This is a genomic window from Streptacidiphilus albus JL83 (genome assembly GCF_000744705.1).
Classification (GTDB): Bacteria; Actinomycetota; Actinomycetes; order Streptomycetales; family Streptomycetaceae; genus Streptacidiphilus; species Streptacidiphilus albus.
Window position 1 is genome coordinate 1,504,998 of sequence record NZ_JQML01000001.1, and the last position, 16,619, is coordinate 1,521,616.

Here is a 16,619-nt window from a genome sequence, read left to right on the forward strand (position 1 = left end):
CTCGCTCGGTTGCCGGCTCAGTTGCCGGGAGCGGCGGCGAGGCTTTGGACTCCCCGCACGATGCTCTGGTATCCGGTGCAGCGGCACAGGTTCCCGGTCAGCCACTCCCGGATCCGCTCCTCCGACGGGTCCGTCTCCCGCGCCAGCAGGTCGCGCAGCGACATCACCACCCCGGGGCTGCAGAAGCCGCACTGGGTGCCGTGCGCCTTGCGCAGCCCCTCCTGCAGCTCGGTGAGGCTGCCGTCCAGGGGGTTGACGCCCTCGATGGTGGTCACCTCGGCGCCGTCCGCCTGCACCGTCAGCACCAGGCAGCTCTTGACGGACAGGCCGTCGAGATCGACGACGCAGGTGCCGCACTGGCCGGTGTCGCAGCCGATCTTGGTCCCGGTGAGCTCCAGGTCGTCGCGAAGTCGCTCGACCAGGAGTTCCTGGGGTAGTGCGTCGGCCTCGACCGGCATTCCGTTGACGCTCATGGAGATCTTCATGGTTCAAGCCCCTACTTCCCCCGGCTGGTCAGCCCGGCGTTCGGATCCGGTCAGGACGCGGCGAGCTGCTTCACGAAGGTCTCGGCGAGGGCCTTCGACGAGTAGGGGTTCTGACCCGTGGTGAGGTTGCGGTCGATGACCACGTGCGAGCCCCAGATGAGCTCGGCCTTCTCGTACTGGGCGCCGAGGCGGACCAGTTCGACCTCCAGGATCAGCGGGAGCCGGCCGGCCATGTTGGTGACCAGTTCCTCGGCGTGCGAGAAGGCGGTCATCCGGTAGCCCTCGAACGGCCAGTGGCCCTCCCCGTCGCGCAGCGCCAGCAGCGAGGTGTGCCCGTGGCAGACGGTCGCCAGCGGCTTGTCCTGCTCCAGCACCCACCGGAGCAGCTGCGCCAGCTCGTCGGACTTGGGCAGGTCGCCGATGGCGCCGTGGCCGCCGCTCACGTAGACGCCGTCGTAGTCCGCCAGCGACTCCGCGGTCAGGTCCTCGATCCGCAGCGGCTGCTTGAGCTGCGGCGCGGCGTCGATGACGCGGACGTACTCGGCGGCGTTGGCCTCGTCGTTGTTCTCGCTGCCCTGCGGCCGGACCCACTGCAGGAACGCCGGGTCGATGCTGGTCAGGTCCACGGTCGGCACGGCGCCGTCGATGGTGGCCACGTCGACGTCGTAGCCGGCGTCGCGGAAGATCTGGTAGGGCACCGCGAACTCCTCCGCCCAGAAGCCGGACGGGTGCTGCTCTCCGTCCAGCAGGTGGAGTGTCGCCTTCGCGGTCATGATCACAAGAATCTTCATGTCTGCTCTCCCCACGTGGAGTTGTCTGCGCGGCATTCGATCCGGTAGCCGCGAGTTCGATTTGAGCATGGCGCGGAGCGTCGATCGAGAGCGACGGGGAATTCCCCGTCGAGTTAGTCACTTGCATTGACCGGAAGACCTCCGACCGGCCCTTGACCAGCGTCCGAATAACACCGGCGAGAATGTCAAGAGCACCTACGGGGCCGTCCGGCGGTCACAGCCAGCGCATCAGGTCGCCGACGCCCGCCAGGCTCGCGCCCACCGGGATCCGGGCGTTCTCGGCCAGTCGGAGCCCCGGGAACGCGTGGACCCCGCGCAGCCGGGTGCCGGCCGGCACCCGCACCTCGTCGCCCAGCGCGCAGTACTCGCTGAGCACCACCGGCCGTTCGAGCGTCGAGCGGACGTCCACCATGCAGCCCAGGAAGACGTCGGTGAGCCGGGCCCCGGGGCCGATCACCCCGTGGTCGCCGCAGGAGACCCCGCGCAGGGTGCAGCCCTCGCCCAGGTCGACGCCGTCGCCGATGTCCGACTCGACCAGGGTCACCGCCGGACCGATCTCCACGTCCCGGCCGATCCGGACGCCGGGGCCGATCCGGACGCTGCCGTCGCTGATCTTGTCCGCCAGGGTCCGGCCGCTGATCGGGTCCTTCATCTCCAGGCTGCTCTCGTGGATCCGCAGCCCGGCCACCGACCCGACCGGCGGGTCGATCCCGGCGCTGAGCAGCGGGTAACGGTCCAGCAGCACGTCCTTGAGGGTGTCCAGATAACCGGCCGGATGGCCGAGGTCGCCGAATCTGGCGATGGGCTGGGCCAGCACCTGGTAGCCGTTGGCCACCAGGTACGGCAGCAGGTCGTTGCCCCAGTCGAGCCTGGTCCGCGCCAGCGCCGCCAGGGCCGGGTCGCCGGCGGCCATCCGCAGCCGCTGACAGTCGATCAGATACATGCCGGTGCTGGTGTGCAGCAGGTCGGCCGAGCCGGGACCGGCCGCCGCCGCCAGCGCGAGCGCCGCCGCCGGGGCGGGCTTCTCCACGAAGCGGCGGACCATCCCGTCGCCCTCCACGTCCAGCACCCCGTAGGTGTCGGCCGCCTCCAGCGCCGGTCGCATCACCGTCGCCACGCTCACGTCGGCGCCGGCCGCCCGGTGCGCCCGGACCAGCTCCGACAGGTCGAAGTCGAAGACCGAGTCGGTGGGCACGACCAGCGCCAGCCCCTCCAGGTCCCAGTAGTCGAGGGCGCACAGGGTGGCCTGGCCGCTGCCGGTGTTGTCCTGGTCGAACCGCGAGCGGGAGTAACGGACCGTCACGCCCCAGCGTTCGCCGTGGCCCAGCACCTCCTTGATCTGGACCCGGTTCTCGCGCCCGTTGGCCACCACGTAGTAGTCCTGGACCCCCAGCCCGCGCAGCGCGGTCACCGCCCACTCGATCAGCGGTCGGCCGGCCAGCGACACCGTCGCCTTGCTCCTGAGATAGTCGCCGGAATTGAGCGTCAGCGGCCTGGCGCGAATTCCCCGGCCACCTGCCAGGGCAATTGTCGAGACTTCTTCCATTTCATCCCCCGTCCAAGATCGGGACTAGTCGAGGAGCACGTCGATCAACTGTCGGAAGTCCGCGACCATCGAATGCCGGGGGCGGGCTTCGAAAAGAATTTTCTCGCCGTCGAGCTGCGCTATTTCCGGGGCGTAGGGCAGCAGGACGGCCGGCGCTCCGTACAGCCGCTCGGCCCGGCGTCGGGCGAGCTCCGCGTCGACGTTCCCCGATGACATGTTGATCACCACGGAGCGGCGGCACTCCAGTCTCCGGGCCAGGGCGACGGTCTCCTCGGCCCCGGCCAGCTCGGCCAGCTCCGCCCGGACGACCGTGACCAGCACGTCGGCACAGGCGATGGCGGTCATCGTCTCGTTGTTGGGCCCGGTGTGGGTGTCGAGCAGCAGCGTGTCCAGACCGTAGGCGGAGACGAGCCGGTTGAAGCCCTCCGGGAGCAGGCCCACGTCGTACCCGGTGAACATGATCTCCCCCAGCGGACAGGACTGGTTCAGGGCCGGGACCAGCCTCAGCCCGGTACTGCTCACCACGTGCGCGGCCGACTCGATGTCGCATCGCCCCAGCAGGTAGTCGCCCAGGCAGTCGGCACGCGGGCCGAGGCCGAACATGCCGTCCAGCGCCGGGGACTGGAGGTCGGTGTCGACCATGGCCACCCGGCCGCCGGCCTGGGACAGCAGCACGGCCAGATTGGCCAGCACGGTCGACTTTCCGGTACCGCCGCGATGCGAGTGGAAGACGACGGTCTGCGCCATTCAGGCCACCGCCGCGTGCTTGCGGTGCAGGGCCATCATGGTGACGTCGTCGTGCTGGTCGGCCGGACCGGTGTGCGCGAGCACCGCCCGGTCCACCCGGTCGATCAGTGCCCGGCCGTCCGCCGCGGGCTCGGACAGCAGCGCCAGCATCCGCTCCTCGCCCAGGAACTCGCCGTCCGTGTTCCGGGCCTCGGACACGCCGTCGGTGTACATGAACAGGGTGTCACCCGGTTCCATCTGGGCGTACCCGAGCGTGAAGACCCCGTCGGCCAGCACCCCGACGGCGGGTCCGGTGACCTCCAGGGCGGACAGTTCCCCGGTCCGGCGGGTGATCAGTTGGGGCGGGTTGTGGCCGCCGTTGATGTAGACCAGGCTGCCGGTGGCAGGGTCGAGCACGCAGAAGAACAGGGTGGCGAAGTAGCCCTGGCGCAGGTGGTTCCGGGTCAGGTAGCCGTTGGTGCTCAGGACCGCGTTCATCATCGGCGTGGCCCCGACCACGGGCAGGGTGCCGATCGGATCCGGTCCCCCGGCGACCAGGTGCTGCAAGCCGCTGTGCTCGGCCGCGTGCCGCAGCAGGCTCCGGATCAGCGCCATGAACAGCGCCGCGCCCACGCCCTTGTCGCAGACGTCGGCCACCACCAGGGCGAGCCGGCGCCGGTGCGCCACCTCGAACACGTCGTAGAAGTCCCCGGCGACCTGCCGGGCCGGCCGGAAGCTGACGCCGATGTCCCAGCCCGCGGGCGTGGGCAGCTCCTCCGGCAGGAACCCCGCCTGGATCTGCCGGCCGATGGCCAGTTCCCGCTCGTTGCTGAGCCGGTCGGCCCGGGCATGGGCCTCGCTCAGGCTCTGGCTGAAGTCGGCCCGCTCCGAGCAGCTGTGCAGCCGCGAGTGCACCAGGGCCGGCAGGAACGGCGGCACCAGGAAGTCGTGGCCGACCCGGACGTGCGCCTCCAGCTCTGCGAAGTCCTCCTCCGTGTAGACCACGACGATCGGGTTGCTGCCCGGACCTGCCAGACGCCGTGCGGCTGCCGCGACCGAGGCCGGCTCGACCCTGGCGGAGGCGAGCAGCACGTCGGTCTGCGGCAGTGCCGAAGGCGGTCGCGAGAGCAGTTCGAGCAGGCCCAGTTCGGAGATGGTCACCTCGTCCGACTCCAGCGCTCGTAACAGGTTGGCCGGTGGAGAAGAGGGCTCAATGAGAATCAGGATCGCGATTCCTGACATGTGGGATCCTCCTCCATATTGCCTATCAGCGACGGACTGTCAGGATGCTGACGTTCCGTCCGGTGTCACAGGCGTAACTGAACTCGTCGAGACTGCTGAGGGCGAGGTAGATGCCGAGGCCGCCGATCGGGCGGGCCTCCGGCGGCACGGTCGGGTCGGGTGGCCGCATCCGGGTCCGCGGGTCGAAGAGCGGGGCCTGGTCCTCCAGTCGGATCCAGACCCGGTCGTGCTCCACCCCGCCGGACACGGTGATCGTCCCGGCTTCCTCCCGGTATCCGTAGGTCACGGTGTTGGTGGCCAGTTCGTCCACCGCCAGGCGGAGACGGTAGCCGACCTGGTCCGGCAGTACTGCGAGCCGGGCCAGGTCGACCACGAAGCACTTGATCTCCTCCAGGCCCGTGAACGAAGCGGGCACCCGCAGCACGGATGCCCCCTCGGTCATCGCGGCCGACTCAGCAGTCGATGAGCGTGCAGCTGCGGTCCAGGCCGGCCGCGCGGATGATCCGGGCCACCGGAGCCGCCGCGCCGACCACCCGGATCTCCACCTCCTCGCCCATCTTCTGCCGGGCGAAGACCAGCGAGCGCAGCCCGGCGCTGGCCATGTAGGTGAGCCCGGTCATCCGGATCTCCACCGTGGCCAGGCCGCGCGAGGCGGCCTTCTCGATGGTCTCGTGGAAGTCACCGGCCGTGGTGGCGTCGAGCTCGCCCACCAGCTCGATGATGGAGGTGTCCGCGGTGTTGCTGAACGAGAGAGTGAGGGGCATGGTCTTGTCCTTCCGAGTTGTCGCTTGCCTTGCGGGGCGTGCGGTTCAGGGCCGCACCGGGCGCCGGCCGACCAGGACCACCACCGAGCGCGGTCCGATCCGGTAGCTGGAGGGATCCTCCAACTCGGGTTCCCTGCCCACCTGGTGGAGGTCGTGCGGGGCCGGCGCGAAGGTGTCCACGGCGATGTGCCAGACCATGCCGCCCGGCAGCTGCGGCAGGTTCAGCGTCTGCGCCTCCCAGTGCGCGTTCATCGCCGTGTAGACGCAGTCGCTGTCGCCCAGGCCGCTGCGCAGCACGGCCAGCAGCCTGCTGTCCGCGGACCAGTCCGGGTTGCCGACCTCGGTGCCGTGCCAGCTGACGTCGGGCAGCTGGTCCCCCTCGGGGGTGCTGCCGTCGGGGTGGCCGGAGGACCGGAGGACCATGTGCGCGGACCTGAAGGCGATCAGCCCGCGGGTGAAGTCCAGCAGTTCGGCGTTGCTCTCGGCCAGGCCCCAGTCCACCCAGGACAGTTCGTTGTCCTGGCAGTAGGTGTTGTTGTTGCCCTGCTGGGTGCGGCCGAACTCGTCGCCCGACAGCATCATCGGCACGCCCTGGCTGGTGAACAGGATGGCCAGGGCGTTCTTCATCTGCCGCCGGCGCAGCGCGTTCACCTCGGGGTCGTCGGTCGGCCCCTCGACGCCGCAGTTCCAGCTGTTGTTGTCGTTGGCGCCGTCGTTGTTGCCCTCGCCGTTGGCCTCGTTGTGCTTGTCGTTGTAGCTGACCATGTCGGCGAGGGTGAAGCCGTCGTGCGCGGTCAGGAAGTTGATCGAGGCGGTGGCGCCCCGGCCGGCGTAGAGGTCGGGCGAGCCGACCACCCGGGCGGCCAGCTCGGTCACCGTGCCGGAGTCCCCCTTGAGGAAGCGCCGCACCGTGTCCCGGTACTTGCCGTTCCACTCGGACCAGCGGCCGTAGGCCGGGAACCGGCCAACCTCGTACAGGCCCGCCGCGTCCCAGGCCTCCGCGATCAGCTTGCACTCGCGCAGCACCGGGTCGAAGGCCAGCAGCTCCAGCAGCGGCGGGTTGGGGATCGGGGTGCCGTCCTCGTCCCGGCTGAGGATGGCCGCCAGGTCGAAGCGGAAGCCGTCCACGTGGAAGTCGGCGACCCAGTGCCGCAGACAGGAGAGCACGAACTCGCGCACCACCGGGTGGTTGCAGTTGACCGTGTTCCCGGTCCCGCTGAAGTTGTAGTAGTAGCCCTCGGGCGTGAGCATGTAGTAGGTGGCGTTGTCCAGCCCCCGGAAGGAGATGGTCGGGCCCAGCTCGTTGCCCTCGGCCGTGTGGTTGAAGACCACGTCCAGCACCACCTCGATGCCGGCCGCGTGCAGGTCCTTCACCAGGGTGCGGAACTCGTCGGACTGCATCCCCCAGCGCCCGGTGGCCGCGTAGCCCGCCTTCGGCGCCATGAACGACAGGGTGTTGTAGCCCCAGAAGTTGTACAGCTGCTCACCGGTGTCCGGGTTGGTGCGGGAGTTGTCGCACTCGTCGAACTCGAAGATCGGCATCAGCTCCACGCAGTTGACGCCGAGCTGCCTGAGGTAGGGGATCTTCTCGCGCAGGCCGGCGAAGGTGCCGGGGGCGAGGGTGCCGGAGGACGGGCTCTGGGTGAAGCCGCGGACGTGGGCCTCGTACACCACCAGGTCCTCGGTGGGGATCCGGGGCGGGGTGTCGGTGCCCCAGTCGAAGTCGTCGAGGCCCACCCGGGACCGGTACTGGTAGCCGTCGTTCCAGTCGGGGACCTTGCCCCAGACGTCCCGCCCGGAGACGATCCGGGCGTACGGGTCGCTCAGCACCCGGCGCGGGTCGAAGCGGTGCCCCCGGGTCGGCTCGAACGGGCCGTCGGCGCGGAAGCCGTACTCGATGTTGTCGTGGTCCAGGCCGAACACGGTCATCGAGAAGATCGCGCCGGTGCGGAACTCGTCCGGGTACTCCAACTCGGCGTAGGGCTCGGAGTCGCCGCGCTTGAAGAGCACCACGCTCATCGCGGTGGCCTGGTTCGAGTACACCGCGAAGTTCACCCCGCCGGGGACCAGGGTGGCCCCCAGCGGGAACGGACGGCCGACCCTGACGCCGAACCCGGAGATCTGGTGGGTCGGGTAGGAGTCGATCCGGTGGATGCTCCGGGCGCCGGTCACCGCAGCACCCGGGCGGGGTCGCTCGGCCCGTCGGACTCGAAGAAGTCCAGGAACCCGGTGACCGACATGACGAACCGGAGCTCGTCGCTCAGCCCGCTCAGCCGCACCGAGGTCCCGCCGTGCTGGGCCTCCCGGTAGAGCACCAGCAGGGTGCGCAGGCCGGCGCTGGAGACGTAGCCGACCGCGTACAGGTCCACGACCAGCGGGTTGCCCTCGGCGACCAGCGGCAGCAGCTGGTCCAGCAGCCCCTCCGAGGTCGAGCTGTTGATCTCGCCGCCCAGCTCCACGATGGTGCCGCTGGTGCCGCGGCGGACGGTGACTTCGAGGCTCATCGCTCCGCACCCGCCTTCGGCACCGGCCGCAGCCGCACCTTGACCGAGACCCGCTCGTCGCCCTCGGGCAGCCGGACCGTCAGCGCGGTGGCGTCGAAGTCCGTGTGGTCCTTGCCGTCGATCTCGACCGAGGCCAGCTCGACCGCGCCGGCCGGCAGCAGGTCGGGCGAGACCCGCAGGGTCCGCTCCGGCAGGGCGTTGGGCGTGGGCTTGAAGTAGAAGTCCATCTCCCGGCCGTTGAGCAGCAGGTTGTTGTAGACCGCGGCCAGGTAGCAGAGCTCGGCCGAGTGGTACATGCTCATCGAGTGGCTGCCCTTGAGCCGCTCCGTGCCCAGCAGGTACGGCATGCCGTCCGCCAGCACGTTGAAGTAGACGGCGCCCTCGTCGTGGTCCAGGAAGAAGGTGTTGTAGAAGGACTCCGCCTGCCGGGCCTCGCGCTGGTACTCGGTACCGCCCACCACGCCGCCCAGGATCAGGTAGGCCAGGATCGCCTGCTCCTGCTGCCACCAGGCCTTGCGGTCGTGCCAGGCGAAGCGGTGGTAGTCCTCGCCGTCGCGCTTGATCCGCTCCACCACGTCGTACCAGCCGCCGCGCTGCCGGTCGCTGCCGGCCGCGGGCATCAGCGCGGCGATCTTGGTGGCCAGCTCCTGGTACTCGGCCTTGGGACGCAGCGAGTTCATCCGCATCAGGTTCCAGGCGATCTTCAGGTTGTGGCCGACCACCGCGCGGTTCTGCTGCCAGCCGTGGGTGGTGTCGTGGGACCAGTCGCGGTGGAAGCGCTCCTGGACGAAGGGGCTGGTCTTGTAGTCCGGGAACCGCTCGACGATGGTGTCGAAGGTGGTCTCCAGGAAGTCCGCGTACTTCTCGTCGCCGGTGGCCAGGTACAGGTTGACCAGGTAGGCGGGCGCGTGGTCGCCGACCGAGTTCCAGTTCTTCCGCTCGCGGTTCTCGCCCAGGGTGTCGTGGTCCGCCCGGAACAGGATCGGGTCGACGTGGGAGTAGTAGCCGCCCTGCTCGGCGTCGTGGAAGAACTTCTCGAACAGCCGGATGGTCGCGTCCGCGTCGCCCTTGATCGCCGGGTCGCCGGTGATCCGGTAGGTCTGGATCGGGCCGGCCAGGGCGTAGATCTGCTCGTACATCGGGATGGCGTCGTAGTCGTCGGAGAACTCCGAGGTGAACAGCTTGCGCTCGCTGTCACCGTCGATCTTGATGCCGTGGTACCAGTAGACGACGTCGTCCTCGTTGTCGACCACCCGCATGTGCTTGCGCAGGTACTCGGTGCCGCGCTCGGCGACCTCCAGGTACTCGTCCTTCCCGGTCAGCAGGTAGGCCGAGGCCATCCCGTAGACCAGCCGGGAGATGGTGTCGGTCTCCTGGACGTGGCTGTCGGTCTTCTCGCCGCCCAGCCGGATCTCGGTCCGGTACTCGTCGAAGTCCACCACGCCCTCCGGGAACTGGGCCCGGCGGTAGAAGTCGGCCAGCGACTCGATCTGGTTGACCCACCAGCCCCCCTCCTCGAAGCGGTAGTCCTCGGCCTGCCGGCCGGTGAACACCAGCCGCTTGGCCTCGCAGTGCACCTGGTCGCCCTTGGGGTAGAAGACCCCGCCGACGAAGAGGAAGCGCCCCGGCGAGAGCATCTCGTCGATGTGCGCGGAGGCGTCGGTGTACGGCTCGTCGAGGTTGCGCAGCAGTTCGGCGCTGGGGTCGCCGGCCAGCGACACCGTGAAGCGGCGGTCGTCGGCGGTGCGCACCCGCAGGATCCGGGCGTCCGAGTCGAAGTGCTCGACGTAGCCGGCGAGGGTGTCGGAGAACGTGAAGTTCGCTGAATCAGTCATGACCCACTCCTTCGGTCGCTGTCTCTGTGCTGCCCGCGGTTCTGCGTTGCTGTGGTTCCCTGCGGTTCGTCGTCCACGAAGCCCTGGCTCACCTCGACGATCACGCCGTCCGGGTCGCGCAACCAGACGGTGCGCCAGCCGCAGATGAAGTCGTCGAAGCCCAGCGGCCCCAGGGTCACCTCGGCCGCCCCGCCCATGGCGGCCAGGAACCCGTCCACGTCGTCGGTCTGGAACGCCAGGTGGCGCATCCGGCCCGGCTCGGCCGGGCCGTCGTGGTCGGCGGTCTGCGACGCGGCCTGCTCGGCCGCGAAGAGCTCCAGGTAGGCCTCGCCCCGGCGCAGGAAGATGATCGAGGAGTCCCCGAGGTCGACCACCCGGGCCCGGCTGAAGCCGAACCAGCGGGTGTAGAAGTCCTCGGTCGCCTTCTGGTCGAGGCAGTTGAGGCCCACGTGCGACCAGCGCATCAGGACTCCCCCCGGGCCGCGCGCTCGGTCAGGACGGTGATCAGCCGGCGGGCGAACAGGTGGTGGTGCGCGCCGGTGCGCCCGGTGACCAGGTCGCCGCCGTCCACCACCACGTCCTCGTCGACGTACTCGGCGCCCATGTTCCTGATGTCGCCGATGAGGTTGTTGTGGCAGACCACCTTGCGGCCGCGCACCTCCTCCGGGATCGAGGCCGCCAGCCACATGCCGTGGCAGATGATGCCCTTGACCACCGAGGGCTCGGCGAAGGCGCGCTGCAGCAGCGCGGTGGCCGGGGCCAGCCGGTCCACGTCCTCGGTGTAGCGCAGCCGGTCGGCCACCATGCCGGAGGGCACGATCAGCGCCGCGTAGCCGCGCAACTCGTCGTCGGACAGCCCCTCCAGGCCGCGGTCGACCTCGAACGGGGCCCGGTACTCGTGCCCGCTGAAGGTGATCCGCTCCTGGCCCCAGAGCCGGGTGAGGAACTCCACCCGGGCGCCCTCCTCGGCGAAGCGGTGCTGGTAGTAGAAGATCTCCGGCTCGTAGTAGTCGCTCTCCATCAGGACGGCGATCCGCTTGCCGGACAGCGGGCCCGGCTTCAGCACGGCCTCAGACACGGGACTCCCCCTTGATCAGATCGGCTGCCCGCTCCGCGATCATCACGATGGCGGCGTGGCAGTTGCCGGAGGGCACGGCCGGCATCACGCTGGCGTCGACCACCCGCAGCCCGTTCACCTGGTGCACCCTCAGTTCCGGGTCCACCACGGACAGGTCGTCCACGCCCATCCGGCAGGAGCCGGCCTGGTGGTGGTAGCTCTCCGCGTGGTCGCGGACGAAGTCGCGCAGGGCGGCGTCGCCGACCACGTCGGGCCCCGGCTGCAGCTCCTGCTTGTACCAGGGCGAGAACGCCGAGGTGGCGAAGATCTCCCGGGCCAGCTTCACGCCCTGGACCATCCGCTCCAGGTCCCAGCTGTCGCCGAGGTAGTTCGGGTTGATCAGCGGCGCCGACCTCGGGTTGCCGTCCGCCAGCCGGATCCAGCCCCGGGAGACCGGGCGGACCACCCCGGGCAGAATGCTCACCGTGTTGGGGTGGTTCTGGCCCACGATCACGTCGAACGGCACGTGGACGAAGGCGATCTGCAGGTCGGGAGCGGGCAGTCCGGGCCGGGAGGCGAGGAACAGCGCGCTCTCCGAGAGGTTCTGGTGCGGCGGCGGGAGCTCCTGGCGGACCTCGGCCATCAGCCCGGTCAGCACGTGGTTGTGGAAGTTCTCGCCGACGCCGGGCACCGCCGCCCGCACCGGGATGTCGAACTTCCGCAGCTGGTCCGGGGCCCCGATGCCGGAGAGCAGCAGCAGCTTGGGCGACTCGATGGCGCCGGCCGCCAGGATCACCTCGCGCCTGGCCCGCACCTGGTAGGTGCCGGCCGGGTCGCTGCTGCCGAAGCTGTCGGCGACCACCCGACCGGGCACGCCGGTCGGCTGCGCCGACTGCTGGTACTCGACCCCGACACAGGTGTCGCCGTCGAACAGCAGCCTGGAGGCCTGGGCGGCGGTGCGCAGGGTGAGGTTGGCCCGGTCCAGGGCCGGCTCCAGGTAGGAGACCAGCGAGCCCCGGCGCTGTCCGTCGGCCACGTCGATGTGGTGCCAGCCGGCGCCGAACAGTCCGCGCCGGGGCCCGTAGGTGTTGAAGTCCGTGATCTCCTGGTGGCCGAGCTCGACCGCGGCGTCGATGAACGCCCGCGAGGTCGGGTTGGGCTGGTGCAGACCGGCGTTGGTGATCCGCTGGGGACCCGCGGTGCCGGTGGTGGCGGCGGTCGCGTCCTCCTGCGACTCCATCAGCGCGAAGTAGGGCAGCACGTCCGCGTAGGACCAGCCGGCCGCGCCCTGGTAGGCCCAGTTGTCGAAGTCGGAGGCGTGGCCGCGGATGTGCATCATGATGTAGAGGTTGCTGCTGCCGCCCGGGGCCTTGCCGCGCGGCTCGTAGGTGCTCCGGCCCCCCAGGCCGGGCTGCGGGACGCTGGTGTAGCCCCAGTCGATCGGGCCGCCCAGCAGCTTGTACCAGGACGACGGGTCGTCCACCTCCGGCGGGATCCGGTCGCCGCCGGCCTCCAGCACCAGCACGGTGGTCCGCGGGTCCTCGCTCAGCCGGTTGGCCAGCACGCTTCCGGCGGCTCCCGAACCGACGACGATGTAGTCGTACTCCTTCACCGATACCTCCTCGCTCGGACAGCGGCGGATCAGACCTGGGAGAGCACCTGGAAGGGCATGGTGTCGTGGTAGTTGGCCATGTAGGCGATGCGCCCGTCGACGATCCGGAAGTAGTTCATGACCTCGGCCGTGACCGGCTTCCCGGTGACGCTCTCGGCGACCAGGTGGGAGACGGCCGCGGCGTGCTCGCCGTCCACCAGGAAGCGCACCGGCTGGTTCTGGAAGACCCGGTACATCTTGTCCATCCCGGCCATCATGGTGCGCAGCGTGGCCAGGCCCTCGATGTGGCCGGCCAGCTGCTCGTCCATCACCATGTCCTCGGTGAAGAGGTCGCACCAGCGGTCCCAGTCGCCCTCGTTCGCGTACTCGTAGTACTTGGTGAGCACCTCGTGTGCGTTCATCGCTGTCTCCCTGCTCGTGACTGGATATCGGTGCTAGAGGCTGTCGCGGATGCCGCCGGGCCGGAACGGGGCCCAGAACTGGCTGAAGGCGGTCGCGTCGTCGCCGAAGAGGCCGTCGTGGCCTTCGACGATCCGGCCGTCGCGCCAGCGCATGAAGTGGAAGACGGTGGAGTCCAGGCGCTCGTACGGCGAGGTGCTGTCCTCCGGCGCACCGGCCCGCAGCCCGTAGTTGTGGCAGACGTCGGCGGAGCAGTCGTCGCCGACCATGATCAGCTCGCGGTCCATCCGGAACGACCCGCCGCTCAGCTTGCCGGCCGTGGCCATCATCTCCAGGAAGGCGTCGAGGCTCTCGTACCAGCCCGCCAGCGGGTGGTTGCCGGGCACCAGCCAGCGCAGGTCCTCGGCGTAGTGCTCGATGATCTTGCTGCGGTCGCCGCTGCCCAGGGCCCGGTAGGCGGCCTCGACCTGGGATCGCGTCACTTCGGTCATGGTGTGGATTCCCTTCGGTGGCTACAGCACCTCGATGACTACAGCGCGGCCGAACCGGGCATCGGGTCGAGGGCGTTGACGGCGTAGCGGCGGATCAGCGGGCCGTTCGGGCCGGCCACCACGGTCCAGGTCTGGTCGGCGTCGAAGCCCAGCCACTGGCTCTTCTCGGCCGGCGGGTTCCAGATCCGCGCCTGCCAGTTCACCACCACCCGGACGGTGGCCTCGCCGTCCGCCCAGACCGGCTCGACCTTGGTGACCGTGTGCACCTCGTCGAAGAAGCGGTTGGTCACCGCCTCGTACCAGCGGGCGAAGCCGGTGTGGCCGACGAAGGTGTCCTCGGGCACCTTGAACTCGATCTCCTCATGCAGGAGTTCGAGCACCTGGGGCAGCGGGACGTGGCGGTCCAGAGCCACGTACCAGTTGACGGCGAACTCGTGGATCGACGCATCGGTCAGCGGCGGCGTTTCGGTCATGGGGACCTCCCTCGGACGGGGTCGGCCGCACGGGTGAGCGGCGGCCGACCGATTCGGCGAAAGCGACTGGTCTGTTCAGATCTGGACGTCGACCAGGAACGGGCCCCGGTGGTCGAGCAGCTGGTCCGCGGCGGCGGCGGCCTCGCCCGGCTTCTCCACCCGTACTCCCTGCGCCCCCAGCGCCCGGGCCAGGCCCGCGAAGTCGATCTCCGGGGTGGACAGGTCGAAGGAGTTGGGGAAGTTGTGGGCGGGAATGCCGCGCTCGCGCCAGTACTGGTCGATGTTGTCGTCCAGCAGGCGGTACTTCCGGTTGTTGCAGACCACGAACTTGGCGTCCACGCCGTGGCGCACCGCGGTCCACAGCGCCTGGTACGTGTACATCGAGCCGCCGTCCCCGGCGAAGCCGACGACCTCCCGGTCCGGCCGGGCCAGCTTGGCGCCGACGGCGCCGGGCAGGCCCACACCCAGCGAACCGCCCCGAGTGAGGTGGTAGTCGCCCGGCCGCTCCGGCGGGAGGTACCGGGTCACCAGCGGGGAGCTGGTCAGCGCCTCGTCGAAGACCACCAGGTCGCCACCGGTGCGGGTGGCCAGCCGGTGCAGGAACAGCTCCAGGTTCCCGGCGTCGGGCCCGGGGACGGCCGCCGCCTCGGCGTTCCGCTGCTCGGTCCGCTCGGCCAGCCGGTACTCCGCCGCCCGGCGCTGCTTCGGGTCCATCCGCTGGAGCAGCCCGCCGGCCAGGGCGGCCAGGGTCGCCCTGGGGTCGGCCGCGATGCCCAGGTCCACCGGGTGGTTCTTGGCGATCTCATAGGTGTTGAGGTCGATGTGGACGATCTTGGCGCCGACCCGGAACGGCGAGGCCAGATTGGGGAAGACCTCGGGAAAGACGTAGGTGCCGACGATCAGCACCGCGTCGGCGCCGGCGACCAGCTCCGTGCTGTGCTCGCCGAACATGTGCCCGGTCATGCCGCGCCGCAGCGGGTGCGAGGCGGGCAGGTTGACCTCGGAGGCGTCCACCTCCCACACGTCGGCGCCCAGCAGCTCGGCCACCCGCGCCAGTTCGCGCTGGGCACCGGCCAGGCTGACCCCGTCGCCCACCAGGATGACCGGGTTGGCCGCCCCGGCCAGCAGCTCGACGGCCGCCCCCACCGCCGAGGGCGCGGGCAGGCTGTCGGTCCTGGGCACGACCGTGGGCAGCACCGACTCGTGGTTGACCGCGTCCAGGACGTCCATCGGCAGCGCCACGAACACCGGGCCGCGCGGGGGCGTCAGGGCGATCTTGACCGCCCGGCGCACGGTGCGGAGCAGCGACTGCGGGTCGGTGACCCGGGTCGCGTACTTGGTCACCGGGCGGGCCATGGCCACCAGGTCGGCGGCCATCTGGGCGTCCATCGCGTCGTAGCGCACCCCGGCGTCGCCGGCGACCACGACCAGCGGGGTGTGGCCGCGCATCGACTGGTAGAGCATGCCGATGCCATTGCCGAGACCGACCCCGGAGTGCAATTGCAGCAGCGCCGCTCCGCCGGAGGCGCGGGCGTAGCCGTCCGCGATCCCGGCGGCCACCGTCTCCTGCAGCGAGAGGATGTAGTGGAACTCCGGGTCCTGGTCCGCCGCATCCAGGAACCCCTGTTCGACCGTGCCCGGATTTCCGAACATCCGATCGAGCCCATCGGCCCTGAATTGTTCGATCAGCTTGAATTTTCCGGCAGCTGAGGTCACGGATTCACCAGCCGTACCGGATAAGACCGTCTTCCAGGACCGCGACTACCTTCTCGCCCGTACGATAGGAGTCGGGCGTCGAACGGCCCGTGACGAACGGATAGTCCACGATCACCGAGACCGGCTTGCCGAAATTCCCGTGGTACGCGCCGTCGGGGCCGGTGGCATCGCGCAGGATGTACTCCAGCGGGTACGGCGGCGGGCCCATGACGAAGTCCGTGCCGAGGAATCCGGTGCCGTCCTTGTAGTCGTACTCCTTGCAGTGCCCGGTCACGTGCTTGCCCCAGATGATGCTCCTGCGGTCGCTCCAGTCCCGCGCGAAGGCCAGGCAGGCGACCCCGTAGCACTCGGCCGCCACCACCTTGTCGGCCCGCAGGAAGGAGAGGATCAGCCCGTGCACCCGCTCGTTGTTGGCGAGGTCGACGATCGGACCGCTGCCGCCCACGATCAGCAGCGCGTCGTAGTCCGCGATCTCGGCGTCGATCTGCTCCAGGTCCCGGTGGTACTGCTCCAGGGCCGGCAGGTAGCCGGCGTCGCTGGTGTACGGGCGCTCCGGCAGCCAGGAGCTCAGGTCCAGCGGTGCGTCGAGCCGGCCGGAGGCGTCGAACTCGCGTCCCAGGCGGGCGTTCTCCGCGCTGGTGACCGAGCGGCCCAGCGGCGGGTCGATGTAGTCGGGGTCCAAGCTGGGCGGCAGCGCGTGCGCCCGCTTTCCGGTGGGCGTGGCGAAGGTGACCTCGTAGCCACGTGCGTCGAACTGGGAGACCGGGCCGATCATTTCCTCGGCCCAGTAGCCGTGCTCCGAAACCAAGACCAGAATCTTCTTGCTCATCGATACCCTCCCACGGTTCCTGGCGACAGGACGGTCGGGCCCCTTGCTCCCGACCGAGACCCACGGTGCGCCGTCGCCCGGCGGCAGGGAAAGCAACTGGACCGGAGTTGGTGACGTAGCCCCATGTCGGCCTGTTTTCCTGGAACTTC

General features: G+C 69.8%; 18 protein-coding genes. All 18 read right to left on the bottom strand.

What is annotated here, in order from left to right; translation table 11 throughout:
* Window positions 1-17: 17 nt before the first annotated feature.
* Window positions 18-485, bottom strand: a complete 468-nt coding sequence (locus BS75_RS06565; RefSeq protein ID WP_034087520.1) for a (2Fe-2S)-binding protein — start codon at window positions 483-485, stop codon at window positions 18-20.
* 50 nt (window positions 486-535) lie between these two features.
* Window positions 536-1,276 carry a type 1 glutamine amidotransferase domain-containing protein gene (locus BS75_RS06570; RefSeq protein WP_034087521.1) on the bottom strand — a complete coding sequence of 247 codons (741 nt, stop codon included), beginning with the start codon at window positions 1,274-1,276 and terminating at the stop codon, window positions 536-538.
* Window positions 1,277-1,490: 214 nt separating this feature from the next.
* Entirely contained in the window at window positions 1,491-2,822 is a 1,332-nt protein-coding gene (locus BS75_RS06575) for a sugar phosphate nucleotidyltransferase (protein WP_034087522.1), read from the bottom strand.
* A gap of 24 nt (window positions 2,823-2,846) precedes the next feature.
* Complete coding sequence (locus tag BS75_RS06580) at window positions 2,847-3,569, bottom strand: MinD/ParA family ATP-binding protein (protein WP_034087523.1); 723 nt, start codon at window positions 3,567-3,569, stop codon at window positions 2,847-2,849.
* Window positions 3,570-4,790 (bottom strand): PP2C family protein-serine/threonine phosphatase, encoded by a 1,221-nt coding sequence (locus tag BS75_RS06585; RefSeq protein WP_081982142.1) that lies wholly within the window; start codon window positions 4,788-4,790, stop codon window positions 3,570-3,572.
* A 25-nt stretch (window positions 4,791-4,815) separates the two neighbouring features.
* The gene (locus BS75_RS06590) at window positions 4,816-5,232 is read right to left on the bottom strand and encodes an ATP-binding protein (protein ID WP_034087524.1); all 417 of its coding nucleotides are present in this window, start codon (window positions 5,230-5,232) and stop codon (window positions 4,816-4,818) included.
* A 10-nt stretch (window positions 5,233-5,242) separates the two neighbouring features.
* Window positions 5,243-5,554, bottom strand: coding sequence for an STAS domain-containing protein (locus BS75_RS06595; protein ID WP_034087525.1), 312 nt, complete (start codon window positions 5,552-5,554; stop codon window positions 5,243-5,245).
* A gap of 45 nt (window positions 5,555-5,599) precedes the next feature.
* Window positions 5,600-7,726, bottom strand: a complete 2,127-nt coding sequence (gene glgX, locus BS75_RS06600; protein ID WP_231607693.1) for a glycogen debranching protein GlgX — start codon at window positions 7,724-7,726, stop codon at window positions 5,600-5,602.
* The gene (locus BS75_RS06605; protein WP_034087526.1) at window positions 7,723-8,058 is read right to left on the bottom strand and encodes an STAS domain-containing protein; all 336 of its coding nucleotides are present in this window, start codon (window positions 8,056-8,058) and stop codon (window positions 7,723-7,725) included. The genes glgX and BS75_RS06605 overlap by 4 nt, the downstream gene beginning before the upstream one ends.
* Window positions 8,055-9,893 (bottom strand): AGE family epimerase/isomerase, encoded by a 1,839-nt coding sequence (locus BS75_RS06610; protein ID WP_034087527.1) that lies wholly within the window; start codon window positions 9,891-9,893, stop codon window positions 8,055-8,057. Before BS75_RS06610 ends, BS75_RS06605 begins: the two co-directional genes overlap by 4 nt.
* Window positions 9,890-10,357, bottom strand: a complete 468-nt coding sequence (locus BS75_RS06615; protein ID WP_042438993.1) for a VOC family protein — start codon at window positions 10,355-10,357, stop codon at window positions 9,890-9,892. The genes BS75_RS06610 and BS75_RS06615 overlap by 4 nt, the downstream gene beginning before the upstream one ends.
* Complete coding sequence (locus BS75_RS06620; RefSeq protein WP_034092535.1) at window positions 10,357-10,914, bottom strand: DJ-1/PfpI family protein; 558 nt, start codon at window positions 10,912-10,914, stop codon at window positions 10,357-10,359. Before BS75_RS06620 ends, BS75_RS06615 begins: the two co-directional genes overlap by 1 nt.
* A 49-nt stretch (window positions 10,915-10,963) precedes the next feature.
* Window positions 10,964-12,562: a GMC family oxidoreductase gene (locus tag BS75_RS06625; RefSeq protein WP_034087528.1), complete on the bottom strand. Its 1,599-nt coding sequence runs from the start codon at window positions 12,560-12,562 to the stop codon at window positions 10,964-10,966.
* Window positions 12,563-12,591: 29 nt separating this feature from the next.
* Window positions 12,592-12,963: a nuclear transport factor 2 family protein gene (locus tag BS75_RS06630; protein ID WP_034087529.1), complete on the bottom strand. Its 372-nt coding sequence runs from the start codon at window positions 12,961-12,963 to the stop codon at window positions 12,592-12,594.
* 33 nt (window positions 12,964-12,996) lie between these two features.
* A complete protein-coding gene (locus BS75_RS06635; protein WP_034087530.1) occupies window positions 12,997-13,452 on the bottom strand; it encodes a nuclear transport factor 2 family protein in 456 nt (151 codons plus the stop codon).
* A 38-nt stretch (window positions 13,453-13,490) separates the two neighbouring features.
* Window positions 13,491-13,925: a nuclear transport factor 2 family protein gene (locus BS75_RS06640; protein ID WP_034087531.1), complete on the bottom strand. Its 435-nt coding sequence runs from the start codon at window positions 13,923-13,925 to the stop codon at window positions 13,491-13,493.
* Window positions 13,926-14,000: 75 nt separating this feature from the next.
* Entirely contained in the window at window positions 14,001-15,641 is a 1,641-nt protein-coding gene (locus BS75_RS06645; RefSeq protein WP_034087532.1) for a thiamine pyrophosphate-binding protein, read from the bottom strand.
* Window positions 15,642-15,645: 4 nt separating this feature from the next.
* Window positions 15,646-16,470: a type 1 glutamine amidotransferase domain-containing protein gene (locus BS75_RS06650; RefSeq protein ID WP_034087533.1), complete on the bottom strand. Its 825-nt coding sequence runs from the start codon at window positions 16,468-16,470 to the stop codon at window positions 15,646-15,648.
* Window positions 16,471-16,619 lie beyond the last annotated feature (149 nt).